Source organism: Bradyrhizobium australafricanum (assembly GCF_020329495.1).
Lineage (GTDB): Bacteria > Pseudomonadota > Alphaproteobacteria > Rhizobiales > Xanthobacteraceae > Bradyrhizobium > Bradyrhizobium australafricanum.
Map to the genome: position 1 here is coordinate 50,001 of NZ_JAGKJL010000015.1, position 22,913 is coordinate 72,913.

Below are 22,913 nucleotides of genomic sequence, written 5' to 3' on the forward strand. Positions count from 1 at the left end.
GCCCCGCCGATCAAGCAGATCGCGCTGACCGACAAGCAGGTCGATGGCGCGCTCGCCGCGGCCAAGGAAATGGACCCGATCACCGCGAAGCTTTCCCAGGACGCCAAGCCGGATCCGAAGATCGTCGGCCAGCTCGAGGGCATCGCCAAGAAGAACGGCTTCGCCAGCTATGACGAGTACAACAACGTCGTCGACAACATCTCGCTGGTGCTCGGCGGCTTCGATCCGCAGACCAAGAAGTATATCGGTCCCGAGGCCGTGCTGAAGGCGCAGATCGCCCAGGTCCAGGCCGACAAGAAGATGTCGGCCAAGGACAAGAAGGACGCGCTCGCCGACCTCAACGACGCCCTGAAGTCGCCGCCGCCCGCGGTCGAGAACAAGGGCAACATCGATCTCGTGACCAAGAGCTACGACAAGCTGATGGAAGAGTTCGGCGGCAGCGACGACAATTAATGCGTCGCATCGAATCAGGAATCGAATCAGGAAGAGAGCCCCGGAGAAATTCTCCGGGGCTTTTTTATTGTCTCGGAACGCGCCCGGCTCAAGATGAACGAAATAATAAGCGCTGCTCCAGCCCCGTCATTGCGAGCGAAGCGAAGCAATCCATCTCACCGCAAGCGGAGAAATGGATTGCTTCGTCGCTATCGCTCCTCGCAATGACGGCAGTGTAAAGCCATCGTCCGGTTCAGGTGCGCGTGCGCATCCGCATCATGAAGCTGTCGAACGAGAGCTCGGCGACCTGCATCCAGGCCAGCGATTCGTTGCGATAGGCGGCCAGGCTCGCATGCATCTTGCCGAAATGCGGATTGCTCTTGGAAAGATCCGCGTAGATCTCGTTGGCCGCGTTGTAGCAGGCTTCCAGCACCTCCTGCGGGAATGGTCGCAACTGCGCGCCGGCCACGATCAGGCGCTTCAGCGCCGGCGGGTTGACCGCGTCATATTTGCCGGTCACCCAGGTGAAGGTGTCCTCGGAAGCCGCCTGGATCGCTGCCTGATAGTGCTTCGGCAGCGCGTTCCACTTGTCCTTGTTCATCACATTGTGGCCCTGGCCGGTGCCTTCCCACCAGCCGGGGTAGTAGTAGAACTTCGCGACCTTGACGAAGCCGAGCTTCTCGTCGTCATACGGCCCGACCCATTCGGCGGCGTCGATGGTGCCTTTTTCCAGCGCCGGATAGATGTCGCCGCCCGCGATCTGCTGCGGCACCCCGCCGACCTTGGCGATGATGGTGCCGGCGAAGCCGCCGACCCGGAATTTCAAGCCCTGGAAATCCGCCATCGACTTGATCTCCTTCCGGAACCAGCCGCCCATCTGGGCGCCGGTCGAGCCGGTCGGAATGCCGATGCAGTTGAATTCTGCGAGCAGATTGTTGAGCAGGTCGGTGCCGCCGCCCCATTGCAGCCAGGAAATGTGCTGGCGCGTGTTGAGGCCGAACGGCAGCGACGTGCCGAAGGTGAAGGCGGGATTCTTGCCCCAGTAGTAATACAGCGCGGTATTGCCCATCTCGACCGTGCCGTTGGAGACGGCGTCCAGCACCTGCAAGCCGGGCACGATCTCGCCGGCGGCGAACGGCTGGATCTGGAAGCGGTTGTCGGTGATCTCGGCGACGCGCTTGCAGAAGAATTCACACCCGCCATAGAGCGTATCGAGTGCCTTCGGCCAGCTCGCCGCGAGCCGCCACCTGACCTCCGGCATCGATTGCGCGACCGCGGGCGCGGCGACCGCCGTCGCAGCCAGGCCGACGCCGCCTGCCTTCAAGAATTCACGACGTTTCATGCGTATCCCTCCTGTGTGCCGATACCTCGACAAGGGGAACGATCTTGGTGTCGTCTTTCTTCGCCGATCGATCGACGTTCTGTGATGAATGTGTCCGGTGGCCCTCGACGGGCTCTTGTTGTGGAAATCCGAGTTTCCGGTTCCGCCGGTCAGGATGATCGTTTGCCGGAGGAAATCAAGCGCCTGCCTTCGTTGCAGGTGCGAAGGACAATCGGCGCTGTCGGTCTCATCCGATACCCGCCGCGATGGCTGCCGGCCCTGCTGCGATCTGCTACGCAGGCGGGTGGGTTGATGGGAGTTCAAGGACATGGCCAACAAGAAAATCGTGGTTGCCGGCGCAACCGGCCTCGTGGGCAACGCCGCCTTGCGACACTTCGGCGCATCCGACGATTGCGAGCGCATTGCGCTGTCGCGCCGCAAGCCACGCGATCTCTACGGCGCACGGCATGTGCGAATCGATCTCACCAGCGTGGAGGATTGCCGTCGCGCCGCGGCCGAGCTCGCCGGCGCAACGCACCTGATCTACGCCGCGCTCTATGAGGCGCCCAGCCTGGTCGATGGCTGGCGCGATGCCGGGCAGATCGAAACCAACGACCGGATGCTGCGGAATTTGATGGGCGTGCTCGAACCCGTCGCGCCCGATCTCAAGCATGTCGCGCTGCTGCAGGGCACCAAGGCCTATGGCGTGCATGTCCGGCCGCTCACGGTGCCGGCGCGCGAGGGCCGTTCCGAGATGTACGAGCAGCCGAATTTCTATTGGGCACAGGAGAATTTCTTGCGCGAGCTGCAGCGGGGCAAGAACTGGCACTGGAGCATCCTGCGCCCGGTCCTGATCATCGGCGAAGCGATGGGCGGCGCGATGGACCTGATCCCGCCGCTCGGCGTCTACGCGGCGGTGCTGCGCGCGCAGGGCAGGCCGCTGGATTATCCGGGCGGCGCGCCGCGCGTCGCGCAAGCGGTCGATGTCGATCTGCTGGCACGCGCGATCGCCTGGTCGGGCGGCGCCGAGGCCGCGCGCAATGAAGCGTTCAACGTCACCAATGGCGACGTCTTCACCTGGGAAAATATCTGGCCGGCGGTCTCGGACGCGCTCGAGATGACGCCGGGCCGGCACGTGCCGCTGTCGCTGGCGCAGGAGTATCCGAAATGGATCGCGCCGTGGGACGAATTGCGCAGGACGCACGACCTGATCGCGCCCGGCCTGGAGGAATTCGTCGGCCTGTCCTTCCAATATGCCGATTACAGCATGCGCTACGGACAGACTGAATCGGGTCCGCCGTCGATCGTCTCGACGGTGAAGATCAACCAGGCCGGCTTCACCGAGATGATGGATACGGAAGCCATGTTCCGGAAGTGGTTCAGGCTGGCGAAGGCGAGCCGGCTGCTGCCGTAGTTAGGAATCAGTCTAGCCGCTCCCTCGCCCCGCTCTTGCGGGGAGAGGGTTGGGGTGAGGGGCATCTATCCGGCGAGCACTTCGCCGCTTGTTGAGCAGTTTGCCTCGCCCCTCACCCGGATCACACCGGACGATGCTTCGCATCGCCGGGGCGATCCGACCTCTCCCCGCAAAGAGCGGGGAGAGGTGAAGGGCACACTCGCTCTTTCGGCGAGCGGAGCGACCGAAGACGTTACCGCGAAAACGCCTGCTCCATCGCCTTGCGCGTCTTGATCGTATCGTTGCTCTCGTCGACCTCGACATCGCTCCAACGCACCACCGCGCCATGGGCGACGTCGCTCTTCAGCTTCACCCGATGGGCGAGCCCGATCGGCAATGCGCCGGCGGCGAGGCTGGCGGCGGCCGGCATCAGCTTGCCCCACACCGTGTAGCCGCCTTCGCCGTCGAGCATCTCGCCGGCGCGCAGATTGCGCTTGGCCACCGCTGCGACGTCGCCGCGGAAGCCGCGCGGCTGCCCGGTCGGCTCGTTGCGCAGCGCCGCCGACAGCACGGAGATGTTCAGCTCGAGTCCGATCAGATGATACGGCTTGTACATCGCCGCATAGCGGCCGGAGGCGTCGGTCTTGAGGCCATACTGCTTGAAGCAATCGGCGGCATAATCGTTGGGCGCCTCCAGCACGACATAAACGCCCCAGCGCAGATCGCGAAACACCGGACGGCCGTCGCGCTCCAGCGACGACACCACTTCGACGATGCCGGATTTCTCCAGCACGCCGCCCTTGTCGCGCGGCCGCATCACATGCGGCAGATCGTCGACGCCGCACGGCGGGAACAGCAATCCCTCCGACGGCACGTCGAGGGTGCAGGCATTGGCGATCGCCGCCATCTCGATCGCGGATTTGGTGCCGTCGAGGAAGGAGTTGAACATCTGCGGATTCATGCCGGCGGATTGCGCCTCGCCGGCGGTGAGCCCGTAATGCTGCCACACACCGTCCGGGGTGACGTCGTGATAGGCCGGCAGGTACTTCGTGCCTTTGCCGGCAGCGACGACGCGGAAGCCTGTCGCGCGGGCCCAGTCGACCATCTCGGCCGTCAGCGCCGGCTGGTCGCCATAGGCCAGCGAATAGACCACGCCGGCCTTGCGTGCCTCCTCGGCGAGCAGCGGCCCCGCCAGCACATCGGCCTCGACATTGACCATCACGACATGCTTGCCGGCGGCAATCGCCGCGCGGGCATGGCGGATGCCGACGGCGGGATTGCCGGTCGCTTCCACCACGACATCGAATGCGCCGCCGGCGATCGCACGTGCACCGTCGTCGGTGAAGGTGGTGGCGCTGATCCGCGCGTCGTCCCAGCCGACGGTGCGGCACGCCTCGCGGGCGCGGTCGCGGTCGAGATCGACGATCACGGGCACCTCAAGCCCCGGCGTGTGCGGCACCTGCGACAGGAACATCGAGCCGAATTTTCCGGCGCCGATCAGGACGACGCGTACCGGCTTGCCGGCGGCGGCGCGGGTTTTGAGGAGGTGATGCAGGTTCATGATGCTTTCCAAACAAAAGGGTCGTTCCGGGGCGCGTGAAACGCGAACCCGGAACCTCGAGATTCCCCGATGCGCAATTGCGCATCTGAGGTTCGACGCTAACGCGCCGCCGCGGAATGACGGCCGATTCTTACTCCGCTGCCTGCCGCGGTGCACGGGCGAGCCGCAGCAGCGCGTCGTCGGCAACCGTCTGGATCGGCCTGAAGTCGCGGTGCGCGATGTAGTCGGGCCGCGTCGGGGTGCGGATGTAGTTCGAGACCGCGTTCAGCGTCAGGTAGACGATCTTGCGCGGATAGGGCGTGATGTTGCCGCTCGATCCGTGCACCAGATTGCCGTGGAACATCAGCATGCCGCCGGGCTTTCCGGTCGGCGCGACGATGCCGCCCTGCTTCACCAGGCGGGTCACCGTCTCTTCGTCCAGCGTCCACAGCGGGTAGGATGTGGTTTCGAGATCGTGCGAGGCCTTTAAATCGCCCGCGGTCTGGCTCTGCGGCACCAGCATCAGCGGGCCGTTGATCGGCATCACCTCGTCGAGGAAGATCGCGATGTTCATCGCGCGCGGCTCCGGCATGCCGTCATCGCGCTTCCAGGTGCCGTAGTCCTGGTGCCACTGCCAGACGTCGCCGGTGAAGGCCGCCTTCGCGTTGATCTTGAACTGATGCATGTAGACCTTCTCGCCGAACAGCTGCTCGATGGGGTCGATCATGCGCGGATGCGCGCCGAGGGTGCCGAACGCCTCATTGTAGAGATGCGCGGCGAAGGCCGTGCGCGGCGCGCCGCTCTTCTCGCGCCACACCTCGGGACGGTTGGCGTCATAGATCGAGACTGCCTCGCGCGCGAGGAAATCGACCTCTTCCTGGCTGAACAGCTCGGGCAGGAACAGCCAGCCTTCGCGATGGAAAAATTCGACCTGCTCTTGGGTCAGTTTCATGGTGCTTTCCTCCTGTTGTTATTGTCATTCCGGGGCGATGCGTGAACGTCACGCCGCCACGTCGATTGCCCTCAGCTTCTCCTCGGTCATCCGTCCTGCCGTCTGCGCATGCGCCAGCGCGGCGGCTTCTGCCGCTGCGGCATTGCCGGAAAAAACATGCGCGGCGATGGTCTCGTGCTCGGTCCAGGCGCTGCCGCGGTAATCGAGCTCGGCGAGCACGGTCGCCATCGAGCGGCGCATATGCGGCCATTGCGGCGCGATCATCTCCTCGATCGCGGAATTGCCGGCGAGGCGATAGATCGCGCTGTGGAAATCGACGTCGAGTGCGATCAGGCGCGCCAGCGGCGTGCCGTCGTCGATCGCGCGTCCGGCTTCGAGCGCGGCTTCGAGCTGCGTACGTGCCGCGGCATCCTCCTTTACACGCGTAGCGGCAAGCCGTGCCGCCAGCGCATCGATGGCGCCGCGGACTTCATAGAGTTCGCGGATGCGCTGCGGATCGAGCTGCGTCACCTCGAAGCCGCGTCTGCCGCTCTCCGCGACGAGGCCCTGGCGATGCAACAGATGTAGCGCGTGCGAAATCGGCTGGCGCGAGACGCCGAGCCGATCGGCAAGTTCGTTCTGGGTGATGCGCTGGCCAGGCAGCAGCGTGCGGTCGATGATCGCTTCGAGCAATCGCCCGTAAACCTGGTCGATGAGATTTGGAAGCGGGTCCAACGGGATCATACCGACTGTCCAGTTTGGAATACGGAATTCCGTGTTCGAAAATGAGGTTACTGCGGGTTGGGGGAGCGGTCAAGGCTCCGGTTTGCGACCACGCTAAGCGATTGAGAATGGGCCGGTTTTTGACCGGGCCGCGCTGCGGCAGCCGTCCCAACGTCGTGATGGCCGGCCGTCCGCGTCTTTTTTGATGTAGGACCAGAGACGCGGATGCCCGGGACAAGCCCGGGCATGACGAGTTTCTCGGAAACGCTACTTCGCCTTGCCCAGCTCCATCAGTATCCGCGTCATCAGATAAAGCCGCGGCACGATCGAGTTGGTGTCGATGTACTCGTCGCGGGCGTGATAGCCCCAGCCGGCGAGGCCGAAGCTTTCGACCACGACGGCCTTGCCGCTGCGCGCGGCGTAGCCGGCGTCGGTCGCGCCGCCGGTCATTTCCGCGATGTCGAGCGTGCGCCCGAGCTCGGTGTAGATCGCCTGTCCCTGCCTGGCGAGCGCGCGGCCGCGATCATCGGCGACGAAGGGCGGACGGCCCGCGACGACCTTCACGGTCACCTCGGTGTCCGCGATCAGTCTGTTCTTCACTTTCTCGTCGAGCGCGGCCTGCAGCTTCTGCACGCCGTCGGGAATGGTGAGGCGGATGTCGGCACCGGCTGTGGCATGATCGGGGATCTGGTTGCGCACGGTGCCGGCCTTCGCGGTGGTCCAGTTCAGCTGCGTGCCCGGAATCGATTTCGCAACGTCCTGGGTCTGCAGCAATTGATGCGCGAGCTCGATCAGCGCGTTGCGGCCGAGCTGCGGCGCGGCGCCGGCATGCGAGGCCTTGCCCTTCACATCGATCGTGCCGGTGGCGGTGCCGCTGGCGCCGAGCAGCAGGCTTTCATTTTTCGCGACCGGCGGCGCCACCGTCGGCTCGAAGGACAGCACCACGTCGTGCTGGTCGGCGAGCTCGGCGATGATCTCGCCGGAGCCGATCGAGCCGACCTCCTCATCCGGATTGAACGACACCGTGAGCTTGGCGTAGTCGCGCCAGCCTGCATCGTTCAGGATCTTCAGTGAATGCAGGATGACGGCGATGCCGCCCTTGTCGTCGGCAATGCCGGGTCCATAGATCCTGTTGCCGTCGACCTTGTAGGGCTGGGTGTCGAGGATGCCGTGCTCATACACCGTGTCCATATGCGCGATCAGCATCAGCTTCTTCGTGCCGGTGCCCTCAAAGGTGCCGATCACCATGCCGGCGCCGGCGCCCTTCGTGGTCTTGCGGCGTTCGGTCTTGGCGCCGAGCGCCTTCAGCCGTGCCTCGGTGTAGTCGGCCATCTTCTTCAGGCCTTCGACATCGCTGGAGCCCGATTCGATCAGCACCATGTCGTGCAGGCTCTCGATCACCGCCGGCTGGGCCTGCTCGGCGGCCGCACGTAGTTTTTCGTCTGCGGCGGCTAAGGCGGAGGAGGAGGCAAGGGCGAGCAGGCCGGCCGACGCGAGCAATTTGATGGACAGTTTCATGATTGTCCTCCCTGCGCAGATGCAGAGAGACATTAGCATTGCGACTTGTCTGCCTCCAGCTGTGTCAGCTGCGCTCAAGCACCTCGACATCGAAGGTCTCGATCTCCGAGGCGTCGGCGGTCGCATCGATCGCCGCGATCCGGTCGCCTGAGATCGTGACCCGCAGCACAATGCGCAGCGCGCCGCCGAAGATGACGGCAACGCCGATCCCGCCGTCGACCAGCGCGGGCTTCGCCGCCTGTGCGCGTCCCTTGAAGCTTTCGGCCACCGCTGTGGCGCCGCGGATCACCGGCAGCGAGCCGAGCCGCTGCGCTGCCTGATCGGCGCGCACCACGACGTCCGGCGCCAGCACGGCCAGCAGCCCTTCGAAATCGCCGTTGCGGGATGCCGCGAGGAAGGCCTCGACGATGCCGCGCTGCCGGCTGAGATCGGCATCCGGTGCGGGCGGCGTACCCTGCACGCGACGCCTGGCACGGCTGGCGAGCTGCCGCGCGGCGGCCGGCGTGCGCCCGACGATCGGCGCGATCTCCTCGAACGGCACCGCGAACATGTCGTGCAGCACGAAAGCCAGCCGCTCGGCCGGCGCCAGCGTTTCCAGCACCACGAGCAGCGCCGCGCCGACGGAATCGGCCATCTCGGTCTCGCGCTCGGACGGATTGTCCGCGATCGGCTCCGGCACATGTGGGCCGATCGGCTCCTCGCGGCGCGATTTGCGCGAGCGCAGCATGTCGAGGCAGATGCGCGCGATCACCGTGGTCAGCCAGCCCCCGAGATTGTCGACCGCCGCCGTGTCGGTGCGGCCGAGCCGCAGCCAGGTTTCCTGCACGGCGTCGTCGACCTCCGCCGTCGAGCCCAGCATGCGATAGGCCACCGCCCGCAAGCGCGGCCGGTTGGCCTCGAACTGTTCGGTGAGAAAATTTCTCTCGTCCATCGGTCACATTCCCTTTGTCCACTCCGTCATGGCCATGACGAACGAAACTGCGCCGATGTGACAACAGATCGGCACGGCGCCGTCAAAAAGGCAAATCAGGAGAATGACATGATGAAAGCCCGCATGAACCACCCGGTGATGGTTGTTCCCGAGGCTATGAAGGCGCTGCAGGCGCTGAGCGAGAGCACCAAGCAGGCTTTGCCGGAAAAGCTGCTGGAACTGGTGCATCTGCGCGCCAGTCAGATCAATGGCTGCAGCGTCTGCGTCGATATGCACCCGAAGCTCGCCCGGCGCGCCGGCGAGACCGACGAGCGGCTGTTCGCGGTCGGTGCCTGGCGCGACGCGCCGTATTTCACCGAGGCCGAGCGCGCCGCGCTGGCGCTGACCGAAGCGGTGACCCGGCTCAGCGACCGCGAGGATCCGGTGACGGACGCGGTGTGGGACGAGGCGGCGAAGCACTTTGACGAGCAGCAGCTCGCGTCCCTGGTGCTGGGGATCGCGGCGATCAACGTCTGGAACCGGCTGAATGTCGCCGTGCGTCAGCCGGTCGGCGCCTGGAAGGTGTGATCTGCTCCCTCTCCCCGTACTTCACGGGGAGAGGGTTGGGGTGAGGGGCTCTCTCCCCGAGTGGTGTGGTCGGATAGACCTGTACCCCCTCACCCGGATCGCATCTCGCGATGCGATCCGACCTCTCCCCGCAAGCGGGGCGAGGTGAAAAGGGGCACCGCCTATGCCGCCAGAAACTCCAGCACGATCTCGCAGTAGCGCTGCGGGGCCTGTTCGAACATCGGATGGGTGGTGCCCGGGATCATCTCGGTGCGCGAACCCTTCACATTGGCGGCGAGCGCGTGCAGCACCTTCGGCAGCACGCCCTTGGTGTTGGCGCCGCCGATGAACAGCGTCGGCGTCTTGATCGCTTCCGCGTCCGCCTTCGAGAATGGCGGGCGCTGGTCGCGGGTCTGGCCGATCAGCGTGGTCGCATTGTCGCGCAACAGCTGCTTGGAGGTCGCCGGAATCCGTTTCCACGCGCCGGGGCCTTCGAGCGCGTCCATGAAGATCTGCAAGCCGCCGTCGATGTCGCCTTTGGCGATCTCCGCCGCGCATGCCGCGAAGCGTGCCGCCAGCGGTGAGGGGCCCGGCTTGAAATCGGGATCGAGGGTTTCGTCGAGCTCGCCGCCGGGCTCGGCAAGGATCAGCTTGCGCAACAGGTCGGGCCGCCGCTGCGCGGCGCGGAAGCAGATATGGCCGCCGCGGGAATGCCCCATCAGGTCGACCGGTCTGGTGTCGAATTCTTCGATAAAGGCGATCACATCGTCGACGTGCTGCGCGATCGAATAGGTGTCGCCGATGCCGTCCCAGTGCGCCGGGAAGAAATGCCGCAGGCTGACCGCGATCACGCGGTGCCGCCGCGTCAGCGGGCCGAGCACCGCCGACCAGATCCGGAAGTCGCACAGCGAGCCGTGCACGCAGACCAGCGGCGGGCCCTCTCCGACATCGAGATAGGGCATGTCGAAACCGTTGACGTGGATGCTGTGCATTTTGGGCTCGCGGAGAGGCAGGAGATGTTGTTGATTTGGCCGAAGTTCCCACGGAATTCGGGTGGATAGCAACATTCTCCAAGCCTAGATTCCGGATCAACAGCAGGCTCACGCGAGAGCCGAAGGGAACATCTGGAGCGAGCCATGACCGGCCAGCATTTTGCAATCTTCGAGACCATGATCGGCGCCTGCGGCGTCGTCTGGGGCGAGCACGGCGTCACCGGCGTGCAGCTGCCGATGGGCACCGAGGAGAAGACTCGCAAGCGGATTGCCCAGCGCAACGGCGAGGTCACCGAGGCGGCGCCGCCGGCCGAAGTGCAGCACGCGATCGACGGCATGATCGAGCTGCTCGCCGGCAAGCCGAACGACCTTGCCGACATCGTGCTCGATCTCGACGGCGTGCCGGAGTTCAACCGCGGCGTCTACGACATCGCGCGGAAAATTCCGCCGGGCAAGACCATGACCTATGGCGACATCGCCAAGCAGCTCGGCGGGGTCGAACTGTCCCGCGATGTCGGCCAGGCGCTCGGCCGCAACCCGTGCCCGATCGTGGTGCCTTGCCACCGCGTGCTTGCGGCGGGCAACAAGCCGGGCGGCTTCTCGGCCAATGGCGGCGTCGTCACCAAGCTGAAGATGCTGCAGATCGAAGGCGCGATCGTGAACCACACGCCGAGTTTGTTTGATTGAGGTGCGCGCGCTCTTATCCTCCCCTGGAGGGGGAGGATCGGTTCGCATGAAATGCGAACCGAGGTGGGGTGAAGGTCTCTCGTAACGGGCGCTGCCCGCGTTGAGAGATCACCCCACCCCGTCTCACATTGCGCTGCGCTTCATGTGAGCCGACCCAGAGAGCGAGCTACGCTCGTCTCGACCCCTCCAGGGGAGGGTGGCAGAATGCGACTATCGCGAGTTTGGCTCACGTCACACCGTCTCGCATACGAACCCGCTGCCCTTCCGCCTGATCTTGCCGATCGACGGCGAAGGGAAATGGGCGGGGCAGCACAGCGTGTCGGTGTCGCAATAACGCTCCAGGAAGCCGCGCCGCGTCTTCGCGGCTTGCGCCTGGTCGACATCGAACTTCGCCGACAGCTCCGGATAATGCGTCTGGATCGGCGAGTGCATCAGATCGCCCGAAAAGACCGCAGCGTCCTTGCCGCGGCCGAAGGCGAAGGCGACGTGGCCCGGCGTGTGGCCGGGCGTCGGCAGGATGCGGGCGTGGTCGCCGATCGCAAAGTCATGGCCGACGATCTCGGCCCGCTTGGCCTCGACCACCGGCAGCACGCTGTCCACGAAAGGCGGGACTTCCGCCTTCGCGTTGCTCTCGGTCCAGTAGTCGAACTCGGCCTTGTCGAACACGTAGCGCGCATTTGGAAAGGTCGGCACCCAGCGGCCGTTCTCCAGCCGCGTGTTCCAGCCGACATGATCGACATGCAGATGCGTGCACATCACATAGTCGATGTCACCGACCGAAAAGCCGGCTGACGCCAGACTGCGCAGATAGTTGTCGTCGTCTTCATGTTCCATTTCGGCCGCGCCGGCCGCGGCTTGTCGTTGCCGATACAGCTGTCGATCAGGATGGTGTGGTGCGGCGTCTTCACGACATAGGACTGGAACGCCAGGATCAAGGTGTCGCTGTCGTCGAGTGCACCGGTGGCCTGCATCCAACCGCGGTTCTCGGCGAGCACGTCCGGCGTCAGTCCGGGCAGCATGTCGTGCGCGGGCAGGAACGTGGTCTCCTGCTCGACGATGCGATGAATGGTGAGATCGCCGGCGGCAAACTTCAGGCTCATGGTGATTCCTTGGGTTAGCGTTTTCGAGCGAGGTGGAGTCCGGTTCGCGTGAAGAAAACGCGCAGGAAAGTTCTAGTGCGCGTCGCGCACGGCGGGAATGATGATGTTGGCAAGGATATCCATCGCCGCAAGGCCTTCCTTCGGCTGGCCGTACCGGGCTGCCGTCGTCATCATCACAAGGTCGAGATCACGACAATGACGGCGAGATATTGACCGGTCGTGGGTTGAGCCCGGCCGGCGATGCACAAGACCTGCGCCGGGAGGTGAGAGTCGGGGAGGCATTCGCGCGTCACATGCTCCCCGCTGTTGCCGTGGTCACGCCGCCGGCGGCGCCGAGATCTTCACCGACGGCCGCTCCAGCATCTTCTGGTAGAAGGCGTCGAGCTTGGGATAGGCCTTGCGCCAGCCGCAATCGGCGAAGCGGAAATCGGCATAGCCGAGCACGCACACGAGGCCGATCTGCGCGATGTCGAAGGACGAGCCGTTCAGCACGTCCGGCCGGTTCTCGAACCGCGCCATGCCGGCCCAGGCCCTGTTCCAGTGATCGTCGTGCCAGGCCTGCCACAGCGAGCCCTGCGGCCGCACCATCTTCTCGTAGCGGCACAGCAGCATGGAATCGAGCATGCCGTTGAGCAGGGAATGATCGGTCTTCAGCTTCCAGCGCCGCGGGCCGTAGCCCGGGATCAGCCGGCCGCCGCCGAGCTCGTTGAGATATTCGACGATGACATAGGAATCCAGAATCACGTCGCCATGGTCGAGGATCAGCACCGGCAGCTTCTTCAGCGGTGAGATCTTGGAATATTCGTCGTTGGCCGTGCCCGGTGCGACGGTCGCCGGCACCAGCTCGATCTTGTCGATCAGGCCAAGCTCGATCGCCGCGATGCGCACCTTGCGGGCGAACGGGGAGGCGGGAGAGAAGGTGAGTTTCATGGAGATGACCTCTTTACGAACACACAGTCGTCATCCTGAGAGACCGTGAATGTATGACTCTCGATGACGCAACATACTCGATGTCGTCCCGGCCTAGTGCGCAATTGCGCACGGGAGCCGGGACCCATAACCACCGAAGGTCATTGTTGCGCGACGCTGGGGCCACAGCCTTCTAACAACTCAACCCTGTGGTTATGGGTCCCGGCTTTCGCCGGGACGACGAGGGGAGAGATTGCGCTGTATCCCCGTAAACTACGCCCCAACGATTTCCTGGCGCTGCTCGCCGAGGCCTTCGATGCCGAGCGTCACGACGTCGCCGACATTGAGATATTGCGGCGGCTTCATGCCGGTGCCGACGCCGGGCGGGGTGCCGGTCGTGACGATGTCGCCGGGCAGCAGCGTCATGAACTGCGAGACGTAGGAGATGCACTTCGCCATCGTGAAGATCATGGTCGAGGTCGTGCCGGTCTGGCGGCGCTGGCCGTTGACGTCGAGCCACATCGACAGCTTCTGCACGTCGGCGATTTCATCCTTGGTGACGAGCCACGGGCCGACCGGGCCGAACGTGTCGTGCGACTTGCCCTTGGTCCACTGTCCGAGGCGCTCGATCTGGAAGTTGCGCTCGGAGACGTCGTTGCAGATGCAGTAGCCGGCGACGTGGTTCAGCGCGTCGGCCTCCGAGACATATTTGGCGCGGGTGCCGATGATGGCGGCGATCTCGACTTCCCAGTCGAGCTTGGTCGAACCGCGCGGCTTCTCGACCGGATCGTTGGGACCGGACAGCGCGGTGTTGGCCTTCAGGAAGAAGATCGGCTCGGACGGGATCGGGTTGCCGGTTTCCTTGGCGTGGTCGGAATAATTCAGGCCGATCGCGACGAATTTGGAGATGCCGGTGACGGGGGCGCCGAAGCGCGGCTTGCCGGCGACGGCGGGCAGGGAGGCGGGATCGAGGGCAGCAAGCTTCTTCAGCGATTCCGGCGTGTAGGCGTCGCCGGTCAGGTCCTTCAGATGGGCCGAGAGGTCGCGGAGCTGGCCGGATTTGTCGATCAGACCGGGCTTTTCCGCACCCTTTTCGCCATAACGAACAAGCTTCATATTGATCACTCCCTACGATGTCCTGAGGATTGTTACTGGTATACCTCGACACGCTTCATGGAACAGCGCGCCAGGAAATTCAACCGCCCTGAGCGCGCTGCATTGCTGCCAAGCCTTATTTCAAGGCCATTTCGGTCCAATCAGCCCAGCGCGATAAACCTGAACGCGTCGCCGTCGCGCCTGATGTGGCCGGCATTGAAATGCCCGCCGATCACCAGCGTGGGCGTATCGGCAAAGCGCGAGAACAATTCGTGCCGCGTGGCGGCCGATTGCTTCTGATCGGAGTCCGCGGTCGACGACCAGTCGAGGTGGTACATCTGGCAGGGATGATGCGCGACGTCGCCGGTCAAGAGGCCTTCCTCGCCGCCGGACCTGATGTGGATGCTGATATGGCCGGGGCTGTGTCCCGGCGTCGGGATCAGCGTGATCTCCTCGGTCAGCCGGTGGTCGCTCGGCACCAGCTCGGCCTTGCCGGCATCCGCGATCGGCTTCACGGAATCGGCGAACACAGCGGCATGCGCGGGATCGTCGCTATGGTCGCGCCAGTGCTCGTATTCGGTCTTGCCGAACACGTAGCGCGCATTGGCGAAGGTCGGCACCCATTTGCCGCCGACGAGCTTGGTGTTCCAGCCGACATGGTCGACATGCAGATGCGTGCACAGCACGGTGTCGATGCTGTCGGGCGCAAATCCGGCGGCGGTCAACTTCTCCAGGAACGGATCGCTGCGGTTGTTCCAGGTCGGCACGTTGCGGCCCTGCTTGTCGTTGCCGAGCCCGGTGTCGACGATGATGCGCTGCTCCGGCGTCTCCACCAGCAGCGAATGGATCGACATTTTCAGCCGGCCGTCCTCGTTGGCGAAATGCGGGATCAGCCAGGGCAGGCTCTGGATCTCCTCCCGGCCGGCCAGCGGCAGGATGAAGCGGGTGCTGCCGACGGTCTCGAGCTCGACGACTTTCGTGATCCTGACCTTGCCTACGGTCCAGTGCATGCGGCGTGTCCTCTATTTTTTTGTTGCTCTTGCCGGACCATGCGGGTTTCCGCACGCCGACGCAATGGATCAAGTCGGCGCCTCCTGCGTTACCGCCTCGTTGGACGAAGGAGTGTGCAATGCCGGAACTCGCAATCTCCCCTGAAAAGGTCGGCTTCTTGATCGAGAAGGCGCGCGAATTCGACGTCAAGGAGGGGCTCGTCGATCCCGACTCCGGCTCGAACGGCGCCGACGACGACATGATCGATGTGCTGGAAGATGACGGCAGGGACCCGGTGGCGCGCGAGATCACCGGCTTCATCAACGCGCTCAGCGAGGACGAGCAGGTCGACCTCGTCGCCCTGATGCGGCTCGGCCGCGGCGACGGCACGATTGAGGAATGGGCCGATCTCCGCCGCGAGGCGGCGCGCGGACGCACCGGCCATGTCGCCAACTATCTGTTGGGCGAGCCGATGCTCGGCGATCTCCTAGCCGAAGGACTCGACGAGTTTGGCCTGGGGCCGAGCGACGAACGCATCACGCCGATCCACTAAGGATGCGGCTCCTTGCTTACCTCGCCCCGCTTGCGGGGAGAGGTCGGAATTCAAGCGTAGCTTGAATTCCGGGTGAGGGGGGCCTCCGCAATCTTTGCCTTCACCGTCTTTGCGGTGACAGCCCCTCACCCCAACCCTCTCCCCGTAAGAACGGGGAGAGGGAGTAGGAAGGAGAAACCGTGCTATCGCGCGCAGTCGACGATCACGGTGCCGATCTTGTCGCCCTTCTCGACGGCGAGATGGGCGTCGGCGGTCTCGGCGAGCGCGAATTGCCCGGCGATATTGTGCACGCGGGTGCCCGACGCCAGCCATTTGGTGACGTCGGCCTGCGCGGCCGCGAGCAGCGGCGGCGGCAGCGCGAACAGCACCAGCGAGCGCACGGTGATGCATTTCTCCATTAATTCGCGCACCGGCAGCGTGGGGGTGCGGTTGCCGTTGGTGGCGTAGACTGCGATCGTCGAGTTCATCGCCATGATCTTCAGCGTGGTCGCGAGATTGCCGCCGAAATCGACGTCGATCACGCGGTCGACACCGCGGTTCTCGGTGAAGGCCATCACCTTCGAGACGACATCCTCGGTCCGGTAGTTGACGACCGTGTCGGCGCCGGCAAGCCGCGCCTCGACGTCCTTGACTTGCGAGCTCACCGTCGCGATTACGCGCGCGCCGCCCCACTTTGCCAATTGCACGGCATAGTGGCCGACTGCGCCGGCGCCGCCGGTAACCAGCACCGTCTGCCCCGAGATCGGGCCGTCCGCAAACAGCGCGCACCACGCCGTCATGCAGGGGATGCCGAGCGTAGCACCTGCCGCGAACGACACGTCCTGCGGCAGCGGCGTCACCAGGTAATCGGCGAGCGTGATGTATTCGGCCGCGGTGCCGAAGGCGCGGCCGTTGCGCTGGCCGTTGAACAGCCAGACGCGGTCGCCGACGGCAAAGCGCGTGACGCCTTCACCGACCTGGTCGATGATCCCGGCACCGTCGCTGTTCGGGATCACGCGCGGGAATTCCATCGCGCGATAGTTGCCGCTTCGGCGGCCGACATCGGCCGGGTTGACGCCGGACGCCTCGAGGCGAACCCGGACTTCACCGGGACCAGCCTCGGGCGTCGGCATCTCGCCGACGGTAAGCACCGTCGGCGCCGCGCCGGTCCGTTCGTACCAAACAGCTCTCACAACGTACCTGGGAAAGCACCGCCGTCGAGCAGCAGGTTCTGCCCGGTGATGAAGCCGGCCTTGGCGCCGCACAGGAATGCGCAGGCATAGCCGAATTCGTCGGGATGGCCGAAGCGGCCCGCGGGATTCAGCTTGGCGCGTTCGGCCAGCACCTGCTCGGCCGAAATGCCGCGCTTCTCGGCCTCGGGCTTCGCGGTGCCGCGCAGGCGGTCGGTCTCGAACGGGCCCGGCAGCAGGCCGTTGATGGTGACGTTGTTGATCACGGTCTTGCGCGACAGGCCGGCGACGAAGCCGGTGAGGCCGGCGCGGGCGCCGTTGGACAGGCCGAGGATCTCGATCGGTGCCTTCACCGCGGCCGAAGTGATGTTGACGATGCGGCCGAACTTGCGCGCCATCATGCCGTCGACGGTCGCCTTGATCAGCTCGATCGGCGTCAGCATGTTGGCGTCGATCGCCTTGATCCAGTCGTCGCGGGTCCAGTTGCGGAAATCGCCCGGCGGCGGCCCGCCGGCATTGTTGATCAGGATGTCCGGGTCGGGGCAGGCCTTGAGCACGGCTTCGCGTCCCGCCGCCGTCGTGATGTCGCCGACGATCTCGGTGACGGTGACACCGGGATGCGCTTTGCGGATTTCGTCGGCGGTCTGCTTCAGCGCCTCGGCGCCACGTGCCGTCAGGGTGACATGCACCCCCTCATTGGCGAGCGCGATCGCGCAGGCGCGGCCCAGTCCCTTGCTCGATGCGCATACGATGGCGCGGCGGCCTTTGATTCCAAGATCCACGGTTCACTCCCTGTGATGTCGGTCGGTTTGTAAAGGTTTGATGGCACCAGTCTAGCCAAGCTCGGCGGCGCCGATAAGGGACGTGCAATGCATATGTGCATGCCGGACAGGAACAGTGCGGTGGGCTGGCGCCCTAGATGCGTTGCTCGCGCCGCAGCCGCTCGATCGCCATGGTGGCTTCGGGCGGCAGCGAGCGGAAGCCGGCCTGTCCGGCCGCGGAGAACAACGGCCGCAATTGCGATCCGTTGAGGAATTGCGGCTGCCTGGCGAGCGGCACCAGCTGATCGAACACCAGCACCAGCGTGGTCACGACGAGACCGACCCTGATGGCGCCGAGCAGCGCGCCGCCGAGACGGTCGCCGATCCCGATCTCCGCGCCGATAGTGTCGTCGAGCATCGTCCGCGCCATCTTTCCGAGGATGACGCCGATCACGAGAAAGAGGCCGAACAGCAGCACGCCATTGGGCGGAAACGGCGACGACGGCAGCGTCGCGATGTGAGGCCCGATCATCGCCAGCGCGGCGACAGCAAGCGGCATGGCGACGAGATAGGCCAGGATCGTGACCGCGCTGCGCAACAGGCCGGTCGTGAAGCCGGTCGCCACCGCGAACACCAATCCGAGGATGACGGCAAGGTCGAAGAGATTCATGGATGAGGAATTCCTGCCCCAATCTCCTACTGTCCCCTGGGTTGATCAAATCTGCTTACATCAGGGACAATTGTCGCTATCACTCGTCCGCTTCAATCCGGGAACCTGTCGATGTCCGACCTATTCGATGTCAGTAAAGAAATCATCCTCATCACCGGCGCCTCGCAGGGGCTCGGGCGGCAATTCGCCCGCGTGCTGGCGGCACATGGCGCCGCGGTGGTGCTGGCCGCGCGCCAGACCGCGAAGCTGAAAAGCCTCGAGGAGGAGATCAAGGCCAAGGGCGGCCGCGCTGCCGCGGTGCAGATGGACGTCGCGGATACTTCCGGCATCGCGAAAGCACTCGACGCCGCGGAAGCCGCGCTCGGTCCGGTCACTGTCCTGATCAACAATGCCGGCATCGCGATCGAGAAGCTGTCGACGGAGCAGACCGAGGCGGATTGGGACGCCGTGATTGGCGCTAATCTGAAGGGCGCCTACTTCCTCGCCACCGAACTTGCGCGGCGCATGATGGCGCGCAAGCAGCCGGGCAATATCATCAACGTCGCGTCCGTGCTCGGACAGGGCGTGCTCAAGGCGGTGTCGCCCTATGCGATCTCCAAGGCCGGCATGATCCAGGGTACCAAGGCGATGGCGCTGGAGCTCGCCGGCAACAACATCCGCGTCAACGCGCTGGCGCCGGGCTATATCGATACCGAGATGAACCATGATTTCTGGTCGACGCCGGCAGGCGAGCGGCTCGCCAAGCGCATCCCGCAGCGCCGGGTCGGTGCCGAGTCCGATCTCGACGGCGCGATCATGCTGCTCGCCTCCAACGCCTCGCGCTACATGACCGGGACGGTGGTGACGGTGGATTCTTGCTGAACTAGCTTTGTAGCCCGGATGAAGCGTAGCGAAATCCGGGGAGCATGCGTGAAGGTCCCGGATTAGCTTCGCTTCATCCGGGCTACGATTCCAACGCATCAGGTCACGAGCACGGCCCGAGGCAGTCGGCGCGGTTTCTGGATAATAGAAGAATGCCGCTGATTTGCCCGACGAGTCAAGTCGCCGTGTCGAAGCCGGCAGCCCCCCGGCTCCTTTGCATGGGGTTGTTTTCGATATTTTGGCAATGCGGCCCTGCGACGGCAGCCTCATAGGGTGGGCAAAGGCGCTCTTGCGCCGTGCCCACCCTACGCATTTGGTCACCCCGCCCGCATCTCCGCCTTGATCATGTCGGCCGCCTTCTCGCCGATCATGATGGTCGGTGCGTTGGTGTTGCCGCCGATCAGGGTCGGCATGATCGAGGCGTCCACCACGCGCAGGCCTTCGAGCCCATGCACGCGCAGCTTCGGATCGACCACCGCGAGCGGATCGGCGGTGCCCATCTTGCAGGTGCCGACCGGGTGATAGACGGTGTCGACGCGCTCGCGCAGGATGCTGCGGATGTCGTCGTCGGTGCGCACGTTGGATGTGAAGACATCCTTCTGCTGCAGGGCGCGCAGCGCCGGCGCCTCCATCAGCCGCCGTGTGGTCTTGTAGCCCGCGACCATCGATTCGAGATCGTCTTCCTCGCCGAGGAAGTTCGGGTCGATCAGCGGCGCCTGCATCGGGTCACTGCCGGCCAGCGCGACGCTGCCGCGGCTTTTCGGCCGGAGCAGGCAGACATGGCAGGAGAAGCCGGTGCCGCCGTGGCGCTTGCGGCCGTGGTCGTCGACCATCGCCATGCCGAAATGCAGCTGGATGTCGGGGATGTCGAGATCGGGCCGCGTCTTCAGGAAGCCGCCGCATTCGGCGAAGTTCGAGGTGAGGGGACCGCGGCGCTCGCGCCGATATTGCATGATGGCGCGGATGAGCCGCGGCATGCCCTTCAGCGAGATGCCGGCGAAGTTCGGATTGTCGGACATGTAGCCGAAGATGAAGTCCGGATGGTCCTGCAGGTTTTGGCCGACGCCGGGCAGATGATGCACGCTGGCGAGGCCGTGCTTGCCGAGCGCTGCGGCATCGCCGACGCCCGACAGCATCAACAGCTGCGGCGACTGGAACGCGCCGGCGGCAAGCAGGACTTCGCGCCGCGCGCGGATTTGCTTCAGCTCCTTGCCCTGCCGGTATTCGACGCCGACCGCGCGCTTGCCCTCGAACAGGATGCGCGTCGCGTGCGCATTGGTTTCGACGCGCAGATTGGCGCGCCTGCCGATATGCGGATGCACATAGGCGCGTGCCGCGCTCCAGCGCTCGCCGTTGCGTTGCGTCACCTGGTAGATGCCGAGGCCCTCATGGTCCTCGGCATTGAAATCCTCGCGGATGCGGAATTGCGCCTCCTGCGCCGCCTGCAGGAAGGTCTGCTGGATCGGATTGCCGGAGCGCAGCTTGTTGACGGCGAGCGGGCCGCCCTTGCCGTGATACTCGCCGTCGAAATCGGAATTGTCTTCCGAGCGCTTGAAATAGGGCAGCACGTCGGCGAACGCCCAGCCGGCATTGCCGAGCGCGGCCCAGTGGTCGTAGTCGGCGCGATGGCCGCGAATGTAGACCATCGCGTTGATCGCCGAGGAGCCGCCGAGCCCCTTGCCGCGCGGCTGGTAGCCGATGCGGCCGTTGAGCCCCTTCTGCGGCACCGTGTTGAAGGCCCAGTTGTTGACGGTGCCCGCGACCATCAGCACCAGCGCGCCGGGCGTGGTGACGACCCAATTGTCGTTGGTGCCGCCGGCATCGAGCAGCGCCACCGACGTCGCCGGATCCTCCGACAGCCGCCCCGCCACCGCGCAGCCGCCGGAGCCCGCGCCCACCACCACGAAATCGAATGTGTCAGTCACGTTTACCCCATTTCCTATTTGTCATTCCGGGGCGATGCGTCAGCATCGAACCCGGAATCTCGAGGTTCCCCGATGCGCAATTGCGCATCTGTGGTTCGCTTCGCGCCCCGGAACGACAGCACTTCTACGACAACATCCGCATCAGCTTCTCCAGCCGCGCGACCTTCGCGCCATAGGGCGGATAGAGATCGGCAAGCCGGTTGAAGCGCGAGCGGTAGAACACCGGCTTGAATTTGGTCAGCGTCTTGAATCCCCACTCGCCGTGATAGGCGCCGGTGCCGGAGGCGCCGACGCCGCCCATCGGTTGATAGGCCTGCGCGAAGTGGAACAGGCAATCATTGACGGTGACGCCGCCGGACACCGTACGCGCCAGCACCGCATCGCGGGCGGCGCTGTCGATGCCGAACCAGTACAGCGCCAGCGGGCGATCGCGGCTGTTGACGAAGGCGATCGCCTCCGCCGCATCGCGCACGCCGATGACCGGCAACAGCGGCCCGAAGATCTCCTCCTGCATCACCGTCATGTCCGGCGTCGCGTCAACGATCACGGTCGGCGGAAATTTGCGCCTCGCCTTCCACTCGCAGTCGTTCGGCATTGCCGGCTGCATGATGGTCGCGCCTTTCGCGGCGGCGTCGGCGACCAGCCCCTCGAGCCGTGCATAGTGCCGATCCGAGACGATCGACGTGTAATCGGCGTTATCGGGATCGGTACCGAACATGTGCTGCATGTGACCCTGCAGCCGCATCGCGAAGGGCTGCACCGTGGCCTGCGGCACCAGCGCGTAATCGGGTGCGATGCAGGTCTGGCCGGCATTGAGCAGCTTGCCATAGGCGATGCGCTGCGCGGCTTCGTCGATGTCGGCGGAGCCGTCGACGATCACGGGCGACTTGCCGCCGAGCTCGAGCGTCACCGGCGTCAAATTGCGGCCACAGGCTTCGGCCACCAGCCGGCCGGCGCGGGTCGAGCCGGTGAAGATCAGATGATCGAACGGCAGTGCGGCAAACGCCTTTGCGATTTCGTCGTCGATATCGGTGACCGCGAGCTCGGTGACGTCGAATTTTTTGGCGATCGTCTCCACCAGCAGCTCGGCGAAGCGCGGCACCAGCTCGCTCGGCTTGATGATGGCGCGGTTGCCGGCCGCGATCGCGGCGACCGCGGGCGCCAGGGTCAGCTGCAGCGGATAATTCCACGGCGCGATGATGCCGACCACGCCGAGCGGCTGCGGCATCAGCCGGTTCTTGGCCGGCGCGAACCGCACCGTGGTCGGGACCCTCCGCGGCGCCATCCAGCCCTTGAGGTGCCTGGCCGAGTGCCTGATCTCGCCGAGCACCAGCATGGTCTCGGCGATCGCGGTCTCGACGGTGGAGCGGTGGCCGAAATCGGCCGAGATCGCCGCCTCGAATCGCGCCTCATTCTCGGTCAGCGCGGCGCGCAGGCGGCGCAGCCGGTCGAGCCGTGCCTGCAATGTCGGCGCCGGCTCGCTGCGCGACAGCTCGAACTGGCGATGAAAGGCCTCCTCAAGCGCATGCAGCCCCGGGCTCTTCAATGGCCGGTCCATGGCATTTCCCCCTCGGATGACGTTTTCTTGACGGTTTTGTTGCGCGCCAAGCTCCGCTTTTGCGCGCGGTCTGGCAAGGCCCGGTTCCCGGCGGTAAATCCTGCCGGGACAGCCGGCGATTTCGACGTCACAAAATCCTCAAAAACCCGCATCCGGGGCTTTCCAAACCGGGCTCACGTTGATACATACGCCCCGCACCCGATGGCCTCGGCCCGGGTCGCCTTCTCAGGAAGCCCCTGGACGGATCGATCGGCGCCGTTGAAAAGCGTTGGCCGGCCAGTTGAGGCACCCTTTCTGCAAGGCACGCA

21 protein-coding genes and 1 pseudogene (1 of these 22 only partly in view) are annotated in these 22,913 nt (G+C 65.0%); 6 read left to right on the forward strand and 16 right to left on the reverse strand.

Going from position 1 to position 22,913, the window contains the following annotated elements:
* Positions 1–453 carry the 3' portion of a hypothetical protein gene (locus tag J6525_RS15615; protein WP_057017853.1) on the forward strand. 183 nt of this gene lie to the left of the window's left edge, so only the last 453 of its 636 coding nucleotides appear in the window; the start codon falls outside the window, past its left edge; the stop codon is at positions 451–453.
* A gap of 232 nt (positions 454–685) precedes the next feature.
* Here J6525_RS15615 and J6525_RS15620 read toward each other — a convergent pair whose 3' ends face one another.
* Positions 686–1,774 carry a TRAP transporter substrate-binding protein gene (locus tag J6525_RS15620; protein WP_057017852.1) on the reverse strand — a complete coding sequence of 363 codons (1,089 nt, stop codon included), beginning with the start codon at positions 1,772–1,774 and terminating at the stop codon, positions 686–688.
* Positions 1,775–2,081: 307 nt separating this feature from the next.
* Here J6525_RS15620 and J6525_RS15625 point away from each other — a divergent pair, with 307 nt between their 5' ends.
* Positions 2,082–3,167 (forward strand): NAD-dependent epimerase/dehydratase family protein, encoded by a 1,086-nt coding sequence (locus tag J6525_RS15625; protein ID WP_225645338.1) that lies wholly within the window; start codon positions 2,082–2,084, stop codon positions 3,165–3,167.
* A 232-nt stretch (positions 3,168–3,399) separates the two neighbouring features.
* Here J6525_RS15625 and J6525_RS15630 read toward each other — a convergent pair whose 3' ends face one another.
* The 5 genes from J6525_RS15630 to J6525_RS15650 all read right to left on the reverse strand — a co-directional run bounded on the left by J6525_RS15630 (position 3,400) and on the right by J6525_RS15650 (position 8,789).
* Complete coding sequence (locus J6525_RS15630) at positions 3,400–4,707, reverse strand: NAD(P)H-dependent oxidoreductase (RefSeq protein WP_225645339.1); 1,308 nt, start codon at positions 4,705–4,707, stop codon at positions 3,400–3,402.
* 130 nt (positions 4,708–4,837) lie between these two features.
* Entirely contained in the window at positions 4,838–5,638 is an 801-nt protein-coding gene (locus J6525_RS15635) for a phytanoyl-CoA dioxygenase family protein (RefSeq protein ID WP_092080650.1), read from the reverse strand.
* 48 nt (positions 5,639–5,686) lie between these two features.
* Positions 5,687–6,361 (reverse strand): GntR family transcriptional regulator, encoded by a 675-nt coding sequence (locus tag J6525_RS15640; protein WP_092080653.1) that lies wholly within the window; start codon positions 6,359–6,361, stop codon positions 5,687–5,689.
* Positions 6,362–6,607: 246 nt separating this feature from the next.
* Complete coding sequence (locus J6525_RS15645; RefSeq protein WP_225645340.1) at positions 6,608–7,858, reverse strand: M20/M25/M40 family metallo-hydrolase; 1,251 nt, start codon at positions 7,856–7,858, stop codon at positions 6,608–6,610.
* A 64-nt stretch (positions 7,859–7,922) separates the two neighbouring features.
* Positions 7,923–8,789, reverse strand: a complete 867-nt coding sequence (locus J6525_RS15650) for a sigma-70 family RNA polymerase sigma factor (RefSeq protein ID WP_225645341.1) — start codon at positions 8,787–8,789, stop codon at positions 7,923–7,925.
* A 111-nt stretch (positions 8,790–8,900) separates the two neighbouring features.
* Here J6525_RS15650 and J6525_RS15655 point away from each other — a divergent pair, with 111 nt between their 5' ends.
* On the forward strand, positions 8,901–9,356 hold the full coding sequence (locus J6525_RS15655) for a carboxymuconolactone decarboxylase family protein (RefSeq protein ID WP_225645392.1): 456 nt from the start codon (positions 8,901–8,903) through the stop codon (positions 9,354–9,356).
* A 161-nt stretch (positions 9,357–9,517) separates the two neighbouring features.
* Here J6525_RS15655 and J6525_RS15660 read toward each other — a convergent pair whose 3' ends face one another.
* Positions 9,518–10,327: an alpha/beta fold hydrolase gene (locus J6525_RS15660; protein ID WP_225645342.1), complete on the reverse strand. Its 810-nt coding sequence runs from the start codon at positions 10,325–10,327 to the stop codon at positions 9,518–9,520.
* 144 nt (positions 10,328–10,471) lie between these two features.
* On the opposite strand from J6525_RS15660, the gene J6525_RS15665 reads away from it, so the two are divergent.
* Positions 10,472–11,014, forward strand: a complete 543-nt coding sequence (locus J6525_RS15665; protein ID WP_225645343.1) for a methylated-DNA--[protein]-cysteine S-methyltransferase — start codon at positions 10,472–10,474, stop codon at positions 11,012–11,014.
* Between the two features lie 231 nt (positions 11,015–11,245).
* Here the strand turns inward: J6525_RS15665 and J6525_RS15670 are convergent.
* The 4 genes and pseudogenes from J6525_RS15670 to J6525_RS15685 form a co-directional block, all read right to left on the reverse strand.
* A pseudogene (locus J6525_RS15670) lies at positions 11,246–12,114 on the reverse strand (MBL fold metallo-hydrolase).
* Between the two features lie 315 nt (positions 12,115–12,429).
* Positions 12,430–13,044 (reverse strand): glutathione S-transferase family protein, encoded by a 615-nt coding sequence (locus J6525_RS15675; RefSeq protein WP_038385276.1) that lies wholly within the window; start codon positions 13,042–13,044, stop codon positions 12,430–12,432.
* Positions 13,045–13,296: 252 nt separating this feature from the next.
* A complete protein-coding gene (locus tag J6525_RS15680; RefSeq protein ID WP_076827518.1) occupies positions 13,297–14,139 on the reverse strand; it encodes a fumarylacetoacetate hydrolase family protein in 843 nt (280 codons plus the stop codon).
* A gap of 140 nt (positions 14,140–14,279) precedes the next feature.
* Entirely contained in the window at positions 14,280–15,128 is an 849-nt protein-coding gene (locus J6525_RS15685; RefSeq protein ID WP_225645344.1) for an MBL fold metallo-hydrolase, read from the reverse strand.
* Positions 15,129–15,247: 119 nt separating this feature from the next.
* Here J6525_RS15685 and J6525_RS15690 point away from each other — a divergent pair, with 119 nt between their 5' ends.
* Positions 15,248–15,661 (forward strand): DUF3775 domain-containing protein, encoded by a 414-nt coding sequence (locus tag J6525_RS15690; protein WP_225645345.1) that lies wholly within the window; start codon positions 15,248–15,250, stop codon positions 15,659–15,661.
* A 182-nt stretch (positions 15,662–15,843) separates the two neighbouring features.
* Here the strand turns inward: J6525_RS15690 and J6525_RS15695 are convergent, their stop codons facing one another.
* The 3 genes from J6525_RS15695 to J6525_RS15705 all read right to left on the reverse strand — a co-directional run bounded on the left by J6525_RS15695 (position 15,844) and on the right by J6525_RS15705 (position 18,261).
* Positions 15,844–16,833, reverse strand: a complete 990-nt coding sequence (locus J6525_RS15695; RefSeq protein ID WP_225645346.1) for an NADPH:quinone reductase — start codon at positions 16,831–16,833, stop codon at positions 15,844–15,846.
* The gene (locus tag J6525_RS15700) at positions 16,830–17,612 is read right to left on the reverse strand and encodes an SDR family oxidoreductase (RefSeq protein ID WP_225645347.1); all 783 of its coding nucleotides are present in this window, start codon (positions 17,610–17,612) and stop codon (positions 16,830–16,832) included. The genes J6525_RS15695 and J6525_RS15700 overlap by 4 nt, the downstream gene beginning before the upstream one ends.
* A 133-nt stretch (positions 17,613–17,745) precedes the next feature.
* A complete protein-coding gene (locus J6525_RS15705) occupies positions 17,746–18,261 on the reverse strand; it encodes a CvpA family protein (RefSeq protein ID WP_225645348.1) in 516 nt (171 codons plus the stop codon).
* 111 nt (positions 18,262–18,372) lie between these two features.
* On the opposite strand from J6525_RS15705, the gene J6525_RS15710 reads away from it, so the two are divergent.
* On the forward strand, positions 18,373–19,122 hold the full coding sequence (locus tag J6525_RS15710; RefSeq protein WP_225645349.1) for an SDR family NAD(P)-dependent oxidoreductase: 750 nt from the start codon (positions 18,373–18,375) through the stop codon (positions 19,120–19,122).
* A gap of 317 nt (positions 19,123–19,439) precedes the next feature.
* Here J6525_RS15710 and J6525_RS15715 read toward each other — a convergent pair whose 3' ends face one another.
* Positions 19,440–21,047, reverse strand: coding sequence for a GMC family oxidoreductase (locus J6525_RS15715; RefSeq protein WP_225645350.1), 1,608 nt, complete (start codon positions 21,045–21,047; stop codon positions 19,440–19,442).
* A gap of 124 nt (positions 21,048–21,171) precedes the next feature.
* Entirely contained in the window at positions 21,172–22,605 is a 1,434-nt protein-coding gene (locus J6525_RS15720; RefSeq protein WP_225645351.1) for a coniferyl aldehyde dehydrogenase, read from the reverse strand.
* Between the last annotated feature and the right edge of the window lie 308 nt (positions 22,606–22,913).